This is a genomic window from Kerstersia sp. (genome assembly GCF_052103615.1).
Lineage (GTDB): Bacteria > Pseudomonadota > Gammaproteobacteria > Burkholderiales > Burkholderiaceae_B > Kerstersia.
In genome coordinates, this window is the sequence record NZ_JBQEKA010000017.1 from 1 (window position 1) to 16,019 (window position 16,019).

Genomic DNA, 16,019 nt, shown 5'->3' on the forward strand with positions numbered 1-16,019 from the left:
CACTAGGAAAACTCCAGGCATGCGCACGGAGTGCCCGCAAACCGCGGAAGAAAAAATATACTGTACGAAATTACAGCACTCTGAGCGGGGCGCAACATCTTCGCACCAGCCGCTGGCTGTTCTTGCCGCCCATGCAAGCGCTCCATACAACCGCTCCATGCAACCGCTATCACCCTGCCCCAAAACCTACGGGCAAAGAGGCCGCCATGATCAAGCCGCTGCCGTCAGTCAAACCTCGCCGCGCCCGGCAAAGGGTATCGCCTGCCGCCCATCGCCGCCATTTGTCCGCAAGTTCTTGCATACGCAGCCGTGATGACCTCTCGTTTACCCGCCGGGATGCCAGCGGCCGCCTGGTCAACTGGATGGTGCCGCAACGTGCCGGGGAATGGCATGTGCACTATGGCATAGGGGAAAGCTGGTTCGACGAGGTCGTGCAACTGGCGCGCCATGACCCGGAGGAAGCCTACACAGCGTTGCGCATGGCTGGGCCTTTGTTGCTGCCTTATATGAATGTTGGCCACGCGGAAGGTTTCTTCAACCGCATGGCGCAGTGGGCAGTAGGCGGCATACTGGCCGCCGATGGTCAGCTTGCCCTGCCCTTCGAACTGCCCTCACTGGGCGAAGCCGCGCACCCCGGGATGGCGTTTTATCGTCAGCCGCCGCCAGATCCGAGCATCGGATAGCACGCCTGGCACTTCCGCTTGCCGGGCTGGCCTAGCTGTTTTTATCGGTGGTCGCGCTTGCGACTGCCGCAACCAGGCCGTCCACAATCCCGGCCAGTGATCCCGCCCATTCCGGCAACGGTTCTTTCGAGCGCCGCAATACCAGTTGCGCCAGCTTGCGCTGCGCTTCACTGGCGCTGTCGTAATGATCCAGCAGATCATCTTGCTCAGGCGTCAACGGGAACCGGCTGCTGGCGCTGGCTTCCTCATGCTTCACGCCGTGCAGCAGCCAGCGGATCGGGACCCGGTACAACTCCGCCAGACGAGGAATGAAAGTGGATGTCGGCTGTTCGCCAGTTTCCAGCGCAGACAGCGTGGATTGCGCCATGCCGGCCCGGTCGGCTGCCTGCTTTTGCGAATAGCCCGCTTCCAGCCTGGCGTCGCGCAGGCGTTGTCCAAACTTGGTCATATCGGAATCCTGATCGAAATTTCCGAAATCATTGATATCGGGATTCTGATAGGAACAAAAGCCGCAATGGCGATTGGATGATAATCATTATTCCGATAGCATGGGGAACGCAATTCAGTTAGAAACCGTTCCGGGCCACCATGTCATCCACTTCTTCTCTGGCGATGTCTGCCGCTCCCCTGTTCAAATCCCTTGCGGCGCTGACAACCGCCGCGCTGCTCGGCGCGCCGCCACAGGCACGGGCGCAAGCCGCCGCACCCGGCCACGCCGGTGATACGGGCTTGAGCTCGCCCGCCACTCCTGCCCCGGCGCCAGGCAGCAGGACACCTGCTGGCGCATCCGCCCGCTCAACAGACTCTGGCGTGACGGAACTGGACAGCGTCACGGTCGAAGGTCTCTATGAAAAGCGGCAAACAACCGGGCAATCGGTGATTTCCGCAAAAGACATACGCAAGATGCCAGTGACCAATGACCTGGCTGAAATCATCCGCAAGCAACCCGGCGCGGCGCTGACCACGGCCTCAACCTCGGGCCAATACGGCAACAAGCGGCAGATCTCCTTGCGCGGCATGGGCCCCGAAAACACGCTGATCCTGATAGATGGCCGCCCGGTGCTGAGCCGTAATGCCGTGCGCATGGGCTGGCGCGGCGACCGCAATACCCGGGGCGATACGAACTGGGTGCCGGCGGAAATGGTCGAATCCATCCGCGTCGTGCGCGGGCCGGCCGCCGCGATTTATGGCAACGGCGCCGCAGGCGGTGTCGTGAACATCATCACCAAGAAAGCAGGCGACGCCTGGAATACCTCGCTTTCCACCACGCAAACGCGGCCTCAGGATGGCAAGGAAGGCAATGGGCAACGCTACAACCTGAGCCTGATGGGGCCGCTCTCAGAGACGGTATCGCTACGCCTTTACGGCAACTACAACCGCATCGAGGAAGACGCCTGGGATATCAATCGCGACCATGAAGGCGACCGCAGCGAATTGCTCAGCGGTTCACATTGCGATGTCTATGGCAATCATTGCCGCACCGGCTATTACTCCTACGTCAAAACCTTTACCGCTGGCCGGGAAGGCCTGGTCAACAAGGATGGCGATATTCTCTTGAGCTGGCGCCCTTCCCCGCAGCAGACGCTCTCCGCCGGTTTTACCTATGGCCGCCAGGATAATCTGTACTCCGGGGAGTCGGCCTACAACAATATTCAGAACGGCCAGATTGTCATCGACGGCTTCAAGGACCCGCGTTATTCCCAGTATGGCGGCAAGCAAGTCTATTACATGGGCACGGATGTGTCCGAACTACTGGGCAAAACCACCAACAGCACGACGCGCAAGGCCTATTCGCTGAGCCACGATATGCATTGGGATCGCGCCAGCCTGCGCAGTTTCATCCAGCTGGAAGACACCGGCATCGACCGGCTGGTCGAAGGACTGGCTGGCGGCGGCGCCGGTTCACTGCTATCCAGCACGACCAGCATCAGCCAGAAAGCGCTCAGCTCGCATACCCGGAGCAGCCTGCGCAGCACGACGCTGAAAAGCGAGTGGTCCAGGCCTTTCGCTTTGCTGGGCATGGGGCACTTTCTGACGGCAGGCATTGAATACCAGCACAGCCGTCTCAGCGACCCGGAATCCATGTCGCAAAGCCTGCAGAGTCTTAAATTCAGTTTCAATGTGCCTGGCTTCGATCCTGATAAGGCCCGCAGCCCGCATAGTTCAGCATCCATCTGGTCCGTTTTTGTCTCCGACGAAATCGAACCCTGGGCAGGCGCCTTGCTCACCCCGGCAGTGCGCTATGACCATCACAGCCTGATCGAAAGCGCCATCAGCCCGTCACTTAATTTGCAGCAGGAAATCGGCGGCGGTTTTACCTTGCATACGGGGGTCGGCCAGACTTACAAGGCCCCCAATCTGTACCAAATGAATCCCGATTACCTGCTCTACAGCAATGGCAATGGCTGCTTCCATCTGCAACGGCGCTCTTACGCCGGCCAGGAGCAAGTTTACCGCTCGCCCTGCTTCCTGCAGGGCAATGACAAACTCAAGCCGGAAGCCAGTATCAACATGGAGCTTGGCCTGGAATACCAGGGCGAACGCCTGGCCGGCACACTGACCTATTTCCGTAATGACTACCGCAACCGCATTGAGGCCGGCACCAATCGGCGCCACTCCGAAAATACCTACACCCCGGATGGCCTGCTCGATACGCTCAGCATAGATATCTACCGCTGGGTCAATGTCCGCAAGACCTTGCTGGAAGGCCTGGAAGGCTCCTTGCAATGGGATATCACGGATAGCCTGCAATGGAACAATGCATTCAGCTACATGCATCGCTTCGAAACCTTCGATAAGGACTTGAGCAATGCCTACTACACCGCAGCGATAGAAAACACCGCCAATGAAGCCCGCGTCTCGGACCTGATTGCTGTCTTGCCCAAATACACCCTGGTCAGCAATCTGAGCTGGCAAGCCACGCCCGCGCTGATGCTGTCCGTGACAGGCAGCTTCTATGGCAAACAGAAGCCGGCGCAGCTCAATGAACATAATGTCGCAGAAGGCTTCTTCGCCAGAGACCTGGGCCGGGACGACCGCGGGGCGTACATGATTCTGGATATCGCAGCCTCTTATGACTGGAACCGCTACATGACGATTTCCGCCGGCATCAAGAATCTGCAAGATCGCCGCCTGTACCGCCTGGGCAATGCCAACAGCTATAACCTTGCGTCAGTGCGCGGCGCCGGGGCCAATACCTATAACGAACCGGGCCGGGCTTTCTATCTGGGTGTGAACGCGCAGTTCTGAAGCATGGCCCTGCCACGCGCCAAGACGGTGCCGAATGCGCACGGAATCCGTGCCGCATTGCCGCATCCTGGTGCCTGGCGGGGAATTTGCTGCGGCCGCGCCGGAATGTGCCGGATTGCGCCGAATCACGTCATACCCCGCCCGGCGCACTGCTTTATGATGACAGGCATGTCGCGCCCGGAATCTGCCACCATGCCTGCCCAGCCAGACCTGTCACCCATCAAAACACGCCTGCTCGCCCGCCGGGCCGCCGCGATTGCCTCTTACCGCGAACACCGCCGCCCCGACGACCTCTTGCATGAATTGCGGCTGATTGTGGACCAGGCGTTGCGGGCGTTGGCGAAGGTCTGCCCTTTGCCTGCCGACGCAACCCTGGCCGCCGTCGGCGGCTACGGGCGTGGCGAACTCTACCCATTTTCGGATGTGGACCTCTTGCTGCTATTGCCCCAGGCAGCCGGCGCGGAAGATGAAGAAAAGCTCGCGCATTGGGTGGCCGCGCTGTGGGATATCGGCCTGGAGCCCGGCCATAGCGTGCGTACGGTCGAGGAGTGCTGTAAAGAAGCCGCCAGCGACATCACGATTGAAACGTCGATGCTGGAATCCCGCTTCCTGCTGGGCAGCCGCACGCTGATGCGCCGCTTTGAAGAAGCGATTCAGCGGCAACTGGATCCAGGCCGTTTTTTCCAGGACAAACAGCTGGAAATGGAGCAGCGCCACAGCCGCTATCAGGACACGCCTTATGCCCTGGAACCCAACTGCAAGGAATCCCCTGGCGGCTTGCGTGATCTGCAAGTGATTCTCTGGATGGCCAAGGCTGGCGGCTTTGGCGACAACTGGCGCGCCATTGCCCGCAATGGCCTGCTGACCGACACAGAGGCCCGCGATTTGCGGCGTGCGGAACTGGCCTTCAAGGAACTGCGCATAGAACTGCACCTGATCGCCGGGCGCCGGGAAGACCGCGTACTGTTCGATTACCAGGCCAAGCTGGCAGAAGCCTATGGCATTGGCCCCAATGGCATGCGTCGTGCCAGCGAAGTGCTGATGCAACGTTATTACTGGGCCGCGCGCCTGGTCACACAGCTCAACACCATCCTGGTGCTGAATATCGAACAGCGCCTCTTTCCGCCGGCCAGCCAGGTTTCCATTCCGATAGACGAAGACTTCAGTAATGAGAACGGGCGCCTGGCGATGCGCCGCCACGACGCTTTCGAACGCAAGCCAGCCCTGCTGCTGCGCGCTTTCCTCTGCCTGCAGCAGCACCCCGAGCTCAATGGCATGACAGCAGCCACGCTGCGGGCAATCTGGCACAACCGTGACCGCATAGACGCGCAGTACCGGCGCAATCCGGTTAACCGCCGCCTGTTCCTGCAGATTCTGCAACAGCCCCGCGGCATCGTGCATGCGCTGCGCGCCATGACCATGCTGAATATCCTGCCGCGCTACTTGCCGGTATTCCGCCGCATCGTCGGGCAAATGCAGCATGATCTTTTCCACGTTTATACCGTTGACCAGCACACCCTGGCCGTGATCCGCTATGTCAGGCGTTTCACCATGGCCGAGCATGCCCAGGAATATCCGCTGGCCAGCCAGTTGATCGCCACGCTGGACCGGCACTGGCTGCTATATGTCGCGGCCCTGTTTCATGACATCGCCAAAGGGCGCGGGGGGGATCACTCCGAACTGGGCGCTCGCGATGTCCGGCGTTTCGCCATCGATCATGGCCTGGAATCCGAGGATGTGGATCTGGTGGAATTTCTGGTCAAGCAGCACTTGCTGATGTCCACCGTTGCACAGAAACGCGACCTTTCCGACCCGGACGTCATCCGTGACTTCGCCCAGCAAGTCGGCTCCGTCCGGCGTCTCAAGGCGCTCTATCTGCTGACGGTTGCCGATATCCGCGGCACCAGCCCGAAAGTCTGGAACGCATGGAAAGGCAAGTTGCTGGAAGACCTCTATTACCGTACGCGCGAAGCCTTGGGCGGCAAGGATCCTGGCGACCTGGACGCCGCCCTGGCGCGCCGGCGCCAGACCGCCATCAGCATGACACAGGCAGCCGGGCTGGCCGATGCCTCCCGCGAAAACTTCTGGCGCCAGCTGGATGTCGCCTATTTCCTGCGCCACGATGCCGATGAAATTGCCTGGCACGCCATTCAGCTGCACAACCATGTGACACAGACGCACAGCATTGTGCGAGCACGCCCGGCAACGGGTGATGAAGGTCTGCAAATTCTTGTTTACACCCCAGACAGCAATGACCTGTTCATGACCTTGTGCGCCTATTTCGATGCCAGCAACTTCAGTATTCAGGATGCGCGCATTCACACCACACGCCAAGGCTGGGCCCTGGACAGTTTCATCGTGCTGTCCGCCTTCCCGGAGCATGACCTGCAGGCCCAGGCCAAACATGTGGAAAAGGAACTCTCGGCCTGGCTCTCGCGCCGGCGTCACGAAGACCTGGCCGCGCCCTCATGTTCCCTGCATGGCAGCCTGCGGCAATCACGCCGCTCACAGGCGTTTCCGCTGCGGCCCCATATCGAGTTGCAGCCGGATGAACGCAGTCAATCCTGGCGCTTGAGCCTAGTGGCGGCAGACCGCCCCGGCCTGCTGCATGACTTGGCGCAGGTGTTCAGCCGCCATGAAATCAATCTGCAAACCGCGAAAATCATGACGCTGGGGGAACGTGTGGAAGATATCTTTGTCATTGACGGTGCGGCGCTGGAAAGCCCGCGCAGCCAGATGCGCTTCGAACGTGATTTGCTGGATATGCTGGGCGGCCGCCCACATACTCCGTCACAGGAAACCGCGCTGCATCAGCCTGACACACGTTAAGCTGCATCCTTGATCCGCTGTCTGGCCTGCCACCGTCTTGTGACTGGCGCCTATCCACCCAACTTTCGTGAACTATGAAACTCTCCTCGCGCTGCCTTCTGCTTCTTGTGGCCTTGTTATCGTTTGCCGCGATCGGCGCCGCGCTGATCGCGCAATACCTGTTCGATCTGCAGCCTTGCGCCTGGTGCTCCATGCAGCGCCTGATTTACCTGGTAGTGGGTGTCTTTGCCCTGATCGGCGCCGGCATGCCCGGCCAGGGCGCGGGGCGCCGTCTGGCCGCCACGGCCGCCGCGCTGCTCAGCATTGCCGGCATCGTGGCAGCCTGGTATCAGCACAGCGTGGCGGCGCAAATGTTTTCCTGCGACCGCACCTTTGCCGACCGCCTGATGATTGAATCTGGGCTGGAAGAAGGCGCCAGCTGGTTGTTCGGCATTTATGCCAGCTGCATGGATGCGACCGCCTATATCTTCGGTATCGAGTTCTCGCTCTGGAGCTTGGGCCTGTATATTGTGCTGGCGCTCGCGCTGCTCTGGGCCATTTTCAAGCGAAATTGATCAGGCCTTGAGCGGAATCTGCAAACCCAGCTTCAGGCAGCCTAGCGCCACCGATGTCCGGAAACGCCGCACGTTTTCATCCCCATCGAACAGACGGCTGCTAATCGCCTCATAATCCGCCATGGTTGCCGCCGTCAGCACCAGCAGATAATCCGCTTCCCCCGTGATGCTGTAACACTGCTGCACCGCCGGTTCCGCCTGGATCCGGCGGCGCAGGCCGGCAGTGCGCGAGGGCTGCTCATCATGGACATGAACCTCGACCATGATAGTCAGCGGCCGCCCGAGCAGGCTGGCATTCAAGACTGCCGTTTCCGACAGGATCATGCCGCTTTCACGCAAACGCTTGATGCGCCGCTGCACCGCCGGTGCAGACAAATTCACGGCCTGGGCGATTTCACGCTGCGCGGTCGTATTGTCGCGCTGCAAAATATCCAGAATGGCAAGATCGAAGCTGTCCAGAACGGGGCTGGCGCTTGCCTTGGCAGCCGTGTTCAAGGCGTCTTGCCGCGCCGCCGCGGAAGCGCGCGCAGAACCATTGCGTATAGTGGCCATAATCGAGTGAAAGTTGCGTTATGCAGCCGTAATAAGAGCCGATATTTCCATTATGACGCAATAAAATTGCATCATGTCTTCATCCCGTTATTCTGCCCTATTCCCCTTGCTGGCTATTCTGGGCTCTGTCGCCTGTCTGGGCATAGGCACCTCATTGGCCAAGCGTACCCTGTTTCCGCTGATAGGCGCCCAGGGAACTACCGCCATCCGCGTGGGTTTTGCCGCGATGCTGCTGCTTTTGTTCTGGCGCCCTTGGCGCTGGAAACTGAACCGCCATGATACCCGGGCCATTGTGTTGTACGGCGTAGCGCTGGGCGCCATGAATCTGTGCTTTTACCTGGCCCTGCGCAGCATTCCATTCGGCATTGCCGTCGCCATTGAATTTGCCGGCCCGCTGACTATTGCCCTGCTGGCCTCACGGCGGCCCCAGGATTTCTTCTGGGTCGCGCTGGCAGTCGGCGGCCTATGGCTACTGCTTCCGCTGGGGCACGAGGCCAGCACCCTGGACCCCGCCGGGGTGCTGTATGCCCTGGCAGCCGCTTTTTTCTGGGCCAGCTATATTCTTTTTGGCAAGCGCGTCAGCCACTTGCACGCAGGCCTATCCGTGCCGCTGGGGCTCGCAGTCGCCACGCTGCTGGTCGTTCCCGTGGGCGTTTCCCATGCGGGTATGGCGCTGCTTTCACCCTGGGTTTTGCTGGTTGGACTCGGTGTCGCGCTGATTTCCAGCGCTATTCCCATGATGCTGGAAATGGTCGCGCTCAAACGGCTGCCCTCCCAGGCCTTCGGCATCATGATCAGCATGGAGCCCGCTGTCGCGGCATTGCTGGCGCTGATCCTGCTGAACGAGTATTTGACGGCCGCCCAGTGGCTGGCCATTGGCATGATTATGGCTGCATCCATGGGATGCGCCTATTGCGCCCACCAGCAGCGGCGCAAGCCCATGCAAACGCCGGGCCTGTCAGCCCCTTAACCTTAATGGAATCAAAACAAAACCCGGCAAGACTAGGCAGCCTTGCCGGGTTTTTTGTGCCGCGCCGTGATGCCGCGCTGCCTTGCGGCGCAACAGCACAACAGCACAACAGCGCGGGCCAGAGCGGTATCAGGCAGCCAGCGGCGCCGGTGCCAGGGACACCAGCAATTCACGCCAGGCAGCCAGTTCGGGCTTGCCCGGTTTGCGGGCGCCGAAGAACTGCGCAATGATTTCGCCGTTGTCTGCGTACAGTTCCAGCGAAGTAACCCAGCCATCGCTGGTCGGCTTGTTCACGATCCAGGCCGAAGCAATCGCCGAGGTCTTCAGGTGCAGGTTGAAATCGGGATCCAGCACGTTGTACCAGTCGCCCATCGTTTTCAGGTTCTTCACCGGGCCGCTATGGATCTGGATCATGCCGTGGTTGCCCACGAAACACATGATTTCCGTCCCCGCAGCTGCCGACCCTTCCAGCACGCGCTGCAAGGTGTCGGCCGGCACTTCCTGGGCCAGGTCATTGCCAGCGGCGCGCAGCGCGCCCAGACGGCTGACCTTGAAGCGCTTGAGCAAGGGGAAGAATTCGTGCGTATCCTTCATCGCCAGCCAGGCGCTGCGCAAGGCGGCGGCATCACTGACGGTTTCCGGCTCAACCGGCGTTTCAATGGCGGACAATTGCGGCCAGACCGGCTCGGCGGCGCGGAACTTGGCAACCAGCGCCTCATAGGCTGGCACGTCGCTTTGCGCTTGCAGATAAACCTTGTGCACCGCAACGCCAGCGCGGTCAAAGAATTGCAGGCTGCGCAACTCACCGTGCTTGACGTCCCAGGCAGATGCCCAGTCCTTGAAAAAGACGCGCAGGTCGATATCGGGTCCAAGCACCAGGCCAACCGGGCCCTCGGCCTTGACATCCAGGTAGCTGCCCTTGCGCTCGTGGACGCACCAGTCATTGCGTGTCAGCGCCATGACGCGGCCCAGGCTGCCCAACTCGCGGAAAATATCTTGCGGGCGCTCATAGGACAGCATGGCGCTTTCAACGCCACCGGCGCCCGCAGCAACCAGCTCGACTTCGGTCACGCCCAGCTCGGCCGCCATATCACGCGCGCGCAATTGCGGCCGCGCCTGTTTGAGTTCGTCGTAACGGGCACGCAGCGCCTGGGCGCGTGAGGAAAAATCAGTATTGGTCATAGGATTTCCTGAAACAAACACAGCGGGGATGGGCGGGACACCGGCATGCCAATGCCCCGCTTCCGGCCCATGCCCTGAAGATGGCATGGCAGCATTCTACCCAAGTAATCAGCACCGGCGGCGTTCCTGATGAACCGCGCGTCCGATACGGCGAACCCGGCAAGGCATCCGGCCGCAAAATCGTCCGTGGCCAGCCTGCACGGGGATGGCCGCCTCCTTATTCCCTGCGGGCGCCGTCCGACTCGGCGTTGATGGCGGTAGCCTGCGTGATATTGCTGCCTGGCGGCACGCTGTGCGTCAACCAGACATTGCCGCCAATCACAGAGGCCCGGCCCACGGTAATCCGCCCCAGCACGGTGGCGCCGGCATACACCACCACATCATCTTCCAGAATGGGGTGGCGCGGCAGGCCTTTCTTAAGCGCGCCGTCCGGGGTGGCCGGAAACCGCTTGGCGCCCAGCGTTACCGCCTGATAAAGCCGTACCCGTTCACCAATGATGGTGGTTTCGCCTATGACGACACCCGTGCCGTGGTCGATAAAGAAACTGCCGCCTATTCTGGCGCCAGGATGAATATCTATGCCGGTATCCGCGTGCGCGATCTCGGCAATGATGCGGGCGACCAAGGGGGCATCCAGGCTATACAGCACATGGGCCAGCCTGTGGTGAATGATGGCCTTGACCCCCGGATAGCTCAACAGGACTTCGTCCACGCTGCGCGCTGCCGGGTCGCCCTGATAAGCGGCGATGACATCGGTATCTATCATCCTACGCACCTCTGGCAGGCTGGCCGCGAACTTGCGGGCAACATGATGCGCCTGATGCGCCAGCTCTTCACAGGGCGCATGGCGTTGGCGGGCCAGATAGCTCAATTCCAGCAGTACCTGGCGCTCCAGCTGTCGCATGGCATTGGCCAGCGTCAGCTGGACATAGGCATCTTCATTGTCTTCATGCAGGTCCAGCGGCCCCAGGCGCATGGGGAACAAGGCGCCGCACAGCATGTTGACGATGCCGCGGATTTCTTCCACAGAGGGGAATTCCCGTGCCCCGCCCACTTCGCGCAGGCGGCCGCTGCGGCTGCGCCAATCACGGCGCGCATCACGCAGGCTGGCGACAATACCCTGCAACTCCCAGCCAGCATCTTCCTGGCAGGGTGATGGCCGGATATCCTGTTTATCGGTCGATACACTCATGGGTATATCGTGCTCCCTATTCTGCAACTCGGGCCAGTCGGCCATTATGGATTACCGCTTGCCAGGCCGAAGCGGGCAAGCGGCCGGAACAGCCATCGTAATGACTCCCCTGCCGCCCGAGGTTTGAAACCCTGCCGCCGGCAAGGACAAGCCGCCCGCATCAGGCCCCTAGATAAGCTTTGCGGACCTCATCGTTGGCAAGCAAATTGGCGCCGCTATCCGCCAGCACGATACGGCCGTTTTCCAGGACATATCCGCGATCCGCAACCTGCAGCGCCTTATTGGCATTTTGCTCGACCAAAAAGACGGTGATGCCTTCGTCGCGTATGGTACGGATGATGTCGAATATCTGCGCAATAATCAATGGCGCCAGGCCCAGCGTCGGCTCATCGAGCAACAGCAATTTGGGGCGCGACATCAGCGCCCGGCCAATCGCCAGCATTTGCTGCTCGCCGCCAGACATCGTGCCAGCGCGCTGGCTGGCCCGCTCTTTCAGGCGGGGAAACAGCTTGAATGCGTGTTCTATGCCTTCCTGCATCTCATCGCGGTTGGAAAAAAAACCGCCCATTTTGAGATTATCCAGCACACTCAGGTCGGGAAAAACGCGCCGCCCTTCCGGGGAAATGGCGATGCCGCTGCGCATGATCCGGTGCGTCGCATCCTTGCTGATATCGCGGCCTTCAAACAGCACCTTGCCCGAGCTTGCCCTGGGCGTGCCGCAAATCGTCATCAACAGCGTTGTTTTACCCGCCCCGTTGCTGCCGATCAGGGTAACGATCTCCCCCTGGGCCACTTCGACACTGACTCCATCCAGGGCCTGAATAGCACCATAGTGAGTATGAATATTTTCAAGCTTTAACATCATTCCTCACCCAGATAAGCCTTGATTACCCGCGGGTCATTGCGAACCTCATCAGGCAGCCCGGTCATGATGGGCTTGCCGTGCTCCATCACCAGAATACGGTCCGACACACCCATGACCAGCTTCATGTCGTGTTCGATCAGCAGTACCGCCACATTGAACTCGCGGCGCAAACGGTTGACCAGGCCTTGCAATTCCACTTTTTCCTGCGGATTCAGGCCGGCAGCCGGTTCGTCCAGCATCAGCAGGCGGGGCTTGGTAATCATGCAGCGCGCAATCTCCAGGCGACGCTGGTGGCCATAGGCCAGATTGCCTGCTTCACGGTTGGCATAAGGCAGCAGGCCCATGAAGTCCAGCCAGTAAACCGCTCTTTCCTGCGCCTGCAATTCGGCGCGCCGGTAGGATGGCAGTTTCAGCAAACCTTTCAGCAGGCCGTTTTCCACTTGGGTATGCTGCGCCACCAGCAGGTTTTCCAGTACCGTCAATTGCTTGAACAGACGCACATTCTGGAACGTGCGCACCAGTCCATGACGGGCCACCTTATGGCTGGGCAAGCCTGCAATTTCCTGCCCCAGCATGCGCACACTGCCGCCAGACGGCCGATAGAAACCGCCGACGCAATTGAAAACCGTTGTCTTGCCTGCGCCGTTCGGGCCGATGATTGCAAACACTTCATCCGGCTGAACATCGAAGGCCACGCCATCGACTGCCAGCAAGCCGCCAAAGCGCATGCTCAAGTCTTGGACACTCAACAGGGGCGCGCTCATTTCTGCAACTCCACATGCGGACGCTTCACCGGCAGCAAGCCTTGCGGACGCCATACCATCATCAACACCATCACCAGACCGAACAACAGCATGCGGTACTCGGCAAACTCACGCGCCACTTCCGGCAGAATCGTCAGAATGATGGCTGCCAGGATGACGCCGATCTGCGAGCCCATCCCGCCCAGCACGACCACCGCCAGAATCAGCGCGGATTCGATGAAGGTGAAGGATTCCGGGTTGACCATCCCTTGGCGCGCCGCGTAAAACGCCCCGCCAAAGCCAGCGAATGCCGCGCCCAGTGTAAAGGCCGACAACTTGATGCGCGTCGGATTCAAGCCCAGCGAACGGCAGGCGATTTCATCTTCGCGCAAAGCTTCCCAGGCGCGCCCAACCGGCATGCGGACCAGGCGGTTGGAAACATACAAGGTGATCAGTGCCAGCACCAAGGCCATGAGATACAGATAGATCATCATGTGCTGCGAGTCGAAATCCCAGCCCATCATCTGATGAAAACTCTGGCCCTCGCCCTTGACCCGGCGCGTCATTTCATAGCCGAAGACGGTAGGTTTGGGGATGCCGGAAATACCATCGGGGCCGCCGGTGAGGGTCGTCATATTGACGAGCAGCAGGCGGATGATTTCCCCGAACCCCAGCGTAACGATGGCCAGGTAGTCGCCGCGCAGCCGCAGTACCGGAAAGCCCAGCACAAAACCGAACAAGGCGGCCATCAAGCCGGCAAAGGGCAAGGCCTCCCAGAACCCCCAGCCATAGAAGTGATACAGCAAGGCGTAGGTATAGGCGCCCACGGCATAAAAGCCGACAAACCCGAGATCCAGCAGGCCAGCAAAGCCCACCACAATATTCAGGCCCAGACCGAGCATGATGTAGATCATCACGACGGTACCGATATCCACCTGGCTGCGGTTGCCGAAGAACGGCCAGACAATGGCCAGAAGAATCAGCAGAATCCCCAGCCAGCGCTGGCTGCCGGCGGGCAGCGCTGGCATATCAGGAGTCTTGATGCCGCCAAACAAGCGGGCCAGCAGCGGCTTGAACAGGTGAAAGACGAAAACAATACCGCAGCCCAGCAGAACCAGGTCCCACTGCGGGTCCAGCGTCATGCTGGCCCCTTGCCGTACCAGTTGCAGGCCAAATACCGGCGTAATAATGACCGCCGTCATCAACGCCGCAATAATTGCGTTCTTGAAAGAGTTTGCCATCAGACTTTTTCCACTTCCGGTTTACCCAGCAGTCCGGTAGGACGGAACAGCAACACCAATACCAGCAGTCCGAAAGCGACAATATCTTTGTACTGCGACGACAGGAACGCAGCGGCAAAAGTTTCCGCCAGCCCCAGGATGACACCCCCCAGCATGGCGCCAGGAATACTGCCGATTCCGCCCAGCACGGCCGCCGTAAACGCCTTGATACCGGCAATAAAACCGATATAGGGATTGAGCTTGCCAATGGTAATGGCGATCAGCACACCGCCGACGGCGGCCAGCATGGCCCCCAGCACGAAGGTGAAGGAAATGACCCGGTTGGTATCTATGCCCAGCAGATTGGCCATGCGCATATCTTGCGAGCAGGCGCGCGACGCGCGGCCCATGCGGGAATGCTTGATGAAGAGCGTCAAGCCGACCATCATCACAACCGTGACCACAATGATCAGGATGCGTGAGTACGGCAACATGACATCGAAGCCGGACAAATGGAACTCCAGGCCGCCGGATATCAGCGACGGCACCGCCATATCGCGCGACCCCTGCCCCAGCGCTACCCAGTTCTGCAGGAAGATGGACATACCGATCGCGGAAATCAGGGCCACCAGCCTGGGGCCGCCGCGCACGGGGCGGTAAGCGATACGCTCGACGGCAAAACCGTAGGCGCCCGTCACCGCAACCGACACGATCAGCATGATGGCGATCACCAGATACAGGGGCATGCCTGTCTGTGTGCCAATGGCCGTCAGGGTGACCAGACCGACATAGGCGCCGATCATATAGATTTCGCCATGGGCGAAGTTGATCATGCCGATGATGCCGTACACCATGGTGTAGCCGATGGCGATCAGGGCATAGATCGCGCCCAGCGATAAGCCGTTGAACAGCTGCTGGACAATTTGTGGAAGAAGGTCGGACATAGGATAACACTCAGCCTGCGCAAGCCCCGGCACAGTGTTGCGCCACAGCTTGCGTGCAGATGGAAACGATTGGAAGCAACGCCTGCGGCGCTGCCAAAACGGCAATTCTACATTCCCCTACTATCATTGCCGTCTTTCAAACGGCCTCTGGCGCGCAGGTTTAGTAGAAACCCTTAAACAAACGTTCCCTAGGCACCCTGGCTGAGCTCTTCGGCGCGGCGGGCGGCTGCCGCCATGGCCTCGGCAACAATCGCCGGCAAGCCGCGCTGCTCAAAAACCTGCAGCGCCGCCGCCGTCGTGCCGCCAGGCGAAGTCACCCGCTGACGCAATACCGCAGGGGTCTCGCTGGAGGTTGCTGCCAGTTGCGCCGCGCCACGCACTGTCTGGATCGCCAATGCCTGGGCGTCTTCCGGTTTCAGCCCCAGGCGCTCACCGCCGGCTATCAGGGCTTCGATCAGCAGAAACACATAGGCCGGGCCGCTGCCCGACAAAGCCGTGACGGCGTCCAGCTGTTCTTCTTGCTCCACCCAGGTGACAGTCCCGACAGCGGCCAGGATGGCTGCGGCCAGCTCACGCTGGGCCTGCGGCACAGAGTCTGCGGCATACAGGCCTGCAGCCCCCATCCCCACCAATGCCGGGGTGTTGGGCATGCAGCGCACCAAACGCGGCGCCTGGGCACCCGCCAGCCATTGTTCAAAACGCGCCAGAGGAATACCGGCAGCAATACTGATTACCAGCGTGTCCGGCGCCATCCAGGGGCGGGTCGCTTGCACGACTTCCGCCATGACCTGCGGCTTGACGGCATACAGCCACACATTGCAGGCGCGCAGGGATTCATCGGCGCTGGCTGCCGCCGTACTGCCCTGGGCTTGCCAGCGCGCGCGGATATCCTCATTGATATCGACAATATGAATCTGTTCCGCCGGGCACAGTTTTCCCGCCAGGCCTGCGCCCAGCGCGGCTGCCATATTTCCGCCGCCGATAAAGGCAATTCGCAAATTGCTAAACATGAAACACTCCCCCTCTTCCTGCCCCC

General features: G+C 60.4%; 14 protein-coding genes. 5 read left to right on the forward strand and 9 right to left on the reverse strand.

Going from position 1 to position 16,019, the window contains the following annotated elements:
* Nucleotides 1-206 precede the first annotated feature (206 nt).
* Complete coding sequence (locus ACTJGZ_RS06220) at nucleotides 207-683, forward strand: hypothetical protein (RefSeq protein ID WP_441662078.1); 477 nt, start codon at nucleotides 207-209, stop codon at nucleotides 681-683.
* Nucleotides 684-714: 31 nt separating this feature from the next.
* On the opposite strand, the gene ACTJGZ_RS06225 is transcribed toward ACTJGZ_RS06220, so the two are convergent.
* Nucleotides 715-1,131, reverse strand: a complete 417-nt coding sequence (locus ACTJGZ_RS06225) for a helix-turn-helix domain-containing protein (RefSeq protein ID WP_068372330.1) — start codon at nucleotides 1,129-1,131, stop codon at nucleotides 715-717.
* Between the two features lie 140 nt (nucleotides 1,132-1,271).
* On the opposite strand from ACTJGZ_RS06225, the gene ACTJGZ_RS06230 reads away from it, so the two are divergent.
* From ACTJGZ_RS06230 to ACTJGZ_RS06240, 3 genes are all read left to right on the forward strand, one after another.
* Nucleotides 1,272-3,932, forward strand: coding sequence for a FepA family TonB-dependent siderophore receptor (locus ACTJGZ_RS06230; protein ID WP_441662079.1), 2,661 nt, complete (start codon nucleotides 1,272-1,274; stop codon nucleotides 3,930-3,932).
* A 192-nt stretch (nucleotides 3,933-4,124) separates the two neighbouring features.
* On the forward strand, nucleotides 4,125-6,761 hold the full coding sequence (locus ACTJGZ_RS06235; protein ID WP_441662080.1) for a [protein-PII] uridylyltransferase: 2,637 nt from the start codon (nucleotides 4,125-4,127) through the stop codon (nucleotides 6,759-6,761).
* A 74-nt stretch (nucleotides 6,762-6,835) separates the two neighbouring features.
* Complete coding sequence (locus ACTJGZ_RS06240) at nucleotides 6,836-7,315, forward strand: disulfide bond formation protein B (protein ID WP_441662081.1); 480 nt, start codon at nucleotides 6,836-6,838, stop codon at nucleotides 7,313-7,315.
* On the opposite strand, the gene ACTJGZ_RS06245 is transcribed toward ACTJGZ_RS06240, so the two are convergent.
* Nucleotides 7,316-7,867 (reverse strand): Lrp/AsnC family transcriptional regulator, encoded by a 552-nt coding sequence (locus ACTJGZ_RS06245; RefSeq protein WP_441662082.1) that lies wholly within the window; start codon nucleotides 7,865-7,867, stop codon nucleotides 7,316-7,318.
* Between the two features lie 73 nt (nucleotides 7,868-7,940).
* Here ACTJGZ_RS06245 and ACTJGZ_RS06250 point away from each other — a divergent pair, with 73 nt between their 5' ends.
* Nucleotides 7,941-8,837, forward strand: a complete 897-nt coding sequence (locus ACTJGZ_RS06250; RefSeq protein ID WP_441662083.1) for an EamA family transporter — start codon at nucleotides 7,941-7,943, stop codon at nucleotides 8,835-8,837.
* Nucleotides 8,838-8,966: 129 nt separating this feature from the next.
* Here ACTJGZ_RS06250 and ACTJGZ_RS06255 read toward each other — a convergent pair whose 3' ends face one another.
* The 7 genes from ACTJGZ_RS06255 to proC all read right to left on the reverse strand — a co-directional run bounded on the left by ACTJGZ_RS06255 (nucleotide 8,967) and on the right by proC (nucleotide 15,993).
* Nucleotides 8,967-10,019: a hemin-degrading factor gene (locus tag ACTJGZ_RS06255; protein ID WP_441662084.1), complete on the reverse strand. Its 1,053-nt coding sequence runs from the start codon at nucleotides 10,017-10,019 to the stop codon at nucleotides 8,967-8,969.
* Between the two features lie 217 nt (nucleotides 10,020-10,236).
* Nucleotides 10,237-11,211 (reverse strand): serine O-acetyltransferase EpsC, encoded by a 975-nt coding sequence (epsC, locus tag ACTJGZ_RS06260; RefSeq protein WP_441662085.1) that lies wholly within the window; start codon nucleotides 11,209-11,211, stop codon nucleotides 10,237-10,239.
* Nucleotides 11,212-11,371: 160 nt separating this feature from the next.
* Entirely contained in the window at nucleotides 11,372-12,073 is a 702-nt protein-coding gene (locus ACTJGZ_RS06265; protein ID WP_441662115.1) for an ABC transporter ATP-binding protein, read from the reverse strand.
* Nucleotides 12,073-12,840 carry a high-affinity branched-chain amino acid ABC transporter ATP-binding protein LivG gene (gene livG, locus ACTJGZ_RS06270; protein ID WP_441662086.1) on the reverse strand — a complete coding sequence of 256 codons (768 nt, stop codon included), beginning with the start codon at nucleotides 12,838-12,840 and terminating at the stop codon, nucleotides 12,073-12,075. Before livG ends, ACTJGZ_RS06265 begins: the two co-directional genes overlap by 1 nt.
* On the reverse strand, nucleotides 12,837-14,060 hold the full coding sequence (locus ACTJGZ_RS06275) for a high-affinity branched-chain amino acid ABC transporter permease LivM (RefSeq protein ID WP_441662087.1): 1,224 nt from the start codon (nucleotides 14,058-14,060) through the stop codon (nucleotides 12,837-12,839). The genes livG and ACTJGZ_RS06275 overlap by 4 nt, the downstream gene beginning before the upstream one ends.
* Nucleotides 14,060-14,983 (reverse strand): high-affinity branched-chain amino acid ABC transporter permease LivH, encoded by a 924-nt coding sequence (gene livH, locus ACTJGZ_RS06280; protein ID WP_441662088.1) that lies wholly within the window; start codon nucleotides 14,981-14,983, stop codon nucleotides 14,060-14,062. Before livH ends, ACTJGZ_RS06275 begins: the two co-directional genes overlap by 1 nt.
* 188 nt (nucleotides 14,984-15,171) lie before the next feature.
* Nucleotides 15,172-15,993: a pyrroline-5-carboxylate reductase gene (gene proC, locus ACTJGZ_RS06285; RefSeq protein WP_441662089.1), complete on the reverse strand. Its 822-nt coding sequence runs from the start codon at nucleotides 15,991-15,993 to the stop codon at nucleotides 15,172-15,174.
* Nucleotides 15,994-16,019: the final 26 nt, after the last annotated feature.